The following is a 2,890-nucleotide window of genomic DNA, read 5'->3' on the forward strand; positions in this document are numbered from 1 at the left end:
GTTGCAACTCTCGTCGAACGTCAGACCCGCTACGTCATGCTGGTGAAGATTGCCAGCAAGGATACAGAGACCGTCGTCAACGCTCTCATAAAACATGCTGGCAAGCTGCCTGAGGAACTGTATAGATCGCTGACCTGGGATCGGGGCAAAGAAATGGCTGGCCATAAACGCTTCACCGTGGCTACTGACATCAAAGTCTACTTCTGTGGTGTGTCACGAACACAAGTGAGAGCTTGTGATGCTGTATCAAAGATGGGAGCAGGCCTCCCGAAGTCGGCTTGCAGGAGCAGGCTTCAAACCGCCCGGTGCTGCTGCGTTCAAAAGACGTGGTGGTGAGCGACCGTGGAAAAGGCGTCCGGTTCAGGACGTCAGGTACGTATTGAGAAGATGAGCGAAAGCGAACCGTCCGATGACGCATCGTTATAGACCCAAGGTACTGCCAAAACTGGAGTGGCACAGAAGCTCCAGGATCAGTCGGGACGGCACCTGTTTACGGACCCGTCGGCAGTCGGTGTATAGGCGGCATGAGCTCAATGCAGGCTTTGGTATGGAACGTGAGAACCTCTCGCTGGATGCAAAGGGAAATGACAAATGGCCAACACCATAAGGAAGAATACCGATGCCAGCGCGAGGGGCGGAGTCGCCCGTAGTAGCGTTGAAACTTCTGTAATGGGAGCGGAGCGAAGGGGCGGCGTTAGCCGGTTGACGAAGGTCACCAACCTGCATGGCGGGGATGAGTGACATGACATCAACAAAACCGTATTGCATTGCGAAGCGAACGGTGTGGGAGGCGTACCAGTTGGTGAAGGCCAACCGCGGCGCGGCCGGCGTGGACGATGAAACGATCGCCATGTTCGAGCAGAACCTGTCGGGAAATCTGTACAAACTGTGGAACCGGATGTCATCGGGATCGTACTTCCCGCCGCCGGTGAAGCAGGTGGAAATTCCGAAGGCCAAGGGCGGCACGAGAAAGCTGGGCGTGCCGACGGTGATTTCATAATGCACCTCTCACAATTGAGTGATGGAATGTTGCGGCTTCAGGTGGCCTGACGTGCGCACCCAGTCCCGCAGTTTCTGCTCCTTGATGGAATCCAGCGTAATCCACCACGGTCCCCGCCCGTCGAGCTTGCGGGCCTGGACCACGTGGCGCTCGATCCAGTAATAGACCACGTGCGCACTGATGCCCAGCTGGCGAGCGAGCTGCTGTACCGTGAGCTCGTCCGGCCGCCTGAAGCAGGTTGCTTCAATTTCATAGCGGTAACGGATCCATTTGACCATTTCAAGCGTGAACGATTTGCCAGAGGCGCTGCGCAGCCCTTCCTGATTGAGGTGTGCAACGATTTGTCGGTCAGGCAGATGCTGCGATAGTACACGCACCCGCTCGACGAACACGGCGGGGTAACGCATCGCGTCGGCCGCTGGCTTTGGCAGGTCCACGGTGATGTCAGTACACGCGCTGCCCTGCCAGCGGATATGCAGCACGGCTTGTCTTGTGGCGGACTGTTTCTCGACCGTGATGTCCCGGATGAGCAGTCGCAACATACGCTTGCGATCCTTCGCCGAGGTTGTGGCCGCACGCCAGAGGCGAGGCAGATTGCGCGCGAGCGCGAGAACCTGGGCCTTCTGTTCGGACGTCGCGACGCGTGCCTTCTGGCTCTGGAACTGGGCAGCTTCCGTCCTGATCGCTTCGAGCCGAAGCATCGCGTCATTCCAGCGGCGCTCGAGGGTACCCGCGACCAGACGGTTGGCCGGGTCACATTCCTGGTAGCGCCGTTCAGCGAGTGCGACCTCATACCCAGCGCGTTCAATGCGCATGTCCCACTGACGCATGATGGCGCGATCGCGCTGTTCGAGTTCGTTCAGGGCAGTGACGGCGAGCTTGAGTTCGGCAGGCTGCAGGGCGGTGAGTACTGCCTCGCCAATCGCGTTGTCGAGCAGATCGCTGCGCATGCTTATGCAATCGGTGGTCGCCAGACCATCGCGGCGACGCGCACTACACAGGTACTGTGGATAAAGGCCACCATTACCCTGGTACCGCACGGTCAGCGCCCGGCCACAGCGGCCGCATATCAGCATTCCCTGAAGCAGTGCCAAGCCTTCACGTGCCGCACCGCTGAGCACGGTACCTTCGCCGTTGGTCCGATTGCTTGCCAGGCGTGCCTGGTTGCGCTCGAATTCCTCCGGGGTGATATATCCTTCGTGATGGTCGGGCAGATGGACTCGCCAGTCCGCCTTGGGTACCGGCTGCACGCGCTTATGAACCTCTCCTTGCGGGGTGATTCGCTGGCGATATTGGTACCGTCCAAACACATAGACGCCTGCATAGGAAGGATTCCTGATCAGACCGAGTACGCGTTCGTGGCTCAGTCGCCCCCAGATGAGTCGGCCTGCCCAGGCACCTCCATAGGCCCGCTTTGGAAAGCGCAGGCCATCTTCCGCAAAACGCTTGACGACCGCGTATGCGCTGCCGGTCTCCTGAAACAGACGAAATGCCAGTTGCACAGCGCCCCGCACCTCGTCATCGGGATCCAGGACGATGCGGCTGTCATCGTCATAGCACAAGCCGACAGGCAGCGGAAAGCGCAACTCACCCTTCTGTGCCTTGTTGAGTTTGCCGCCCTGGAGGCGCCCGCGCAAAAAGTGTAGTTCGGCCTGTGCCATCGTTCCTTTGAGACCAAGAAGCAGGCCGTCGTTGAAGTCGCCCGGGTCGTAGCAACCATCGGCGTCGATCACCAGGGTATGAGTGAGTGCACACAGTTCGAGCAGACGATGCCAGTCCAGATTTGAGCGCGCCAGTCGCGACACTTCCAACGCAAACACTGCACCCACTTGCCCCATCGAGACATCCGCCACCAGCGTCTTGAAGTCCTCGCGGCCCATCATCTGCGCC

At 59.3% G+C, this 2,890-nt stretch carries 2 protein-coding genes and 1 pseudogene; 2 read left to right on the top strand and 1 reads right to left on the bottom strand.

Annotation, left to right across the window (positions count from 1 at the left end; all coding sequences use genetic code 11):
* A pseudogene (locus P0D96_RS47700) lies at positions 1-207 on the top strand (transposase); the annotation flags it as partial.
* A 535-nt stretch (positions 208-742) separates the two neighbouring features.
* The gene (locus P0D96_RS47705; RefSeq protein ID WP_459252712.1) at positions 743-1,000 is read left to right on the top strand and encodes an RNA-dependent RNA polymerase family protein; all 258 of its coding nucleotides are present in this window, start codon (positions 743-745) and stop codon (positions 998-1,000) included.
* Positions 1,001-1,008: 8 nt separating this feature from the next.
* On the opposite strand, the gene P0D96_RS47710 is transcribed toward P0D96_RS47705, so the two are convergent.
* Positions 1,009-2,890 (bottom strand): recombinase family protein (locus P0D96_RS47710; RefSeq protein WP_408321257.1); only part of this gene is annotated, 1,882 nt, incomplete at its 5' end.

The organism is Paraburkholderia sp. RL17-347-BIC-D (assembly GCF_046027915.1).
Classification (GTDB): domain Bacteria; phylum Pseudomonadota; class Gammaproteobacteria; order Burkholderiales; family Burkholderiaceae; genus Paraburkholderia.

Coding starts and splice junctions, on each gene's coding strand:
- P0D96_RS47705 (WP_459252712.1), top strand. CDS start 743: ATGACATCAACAAAACCGTATTGCATTGCGAAGCGAACGGTGTGGGAG.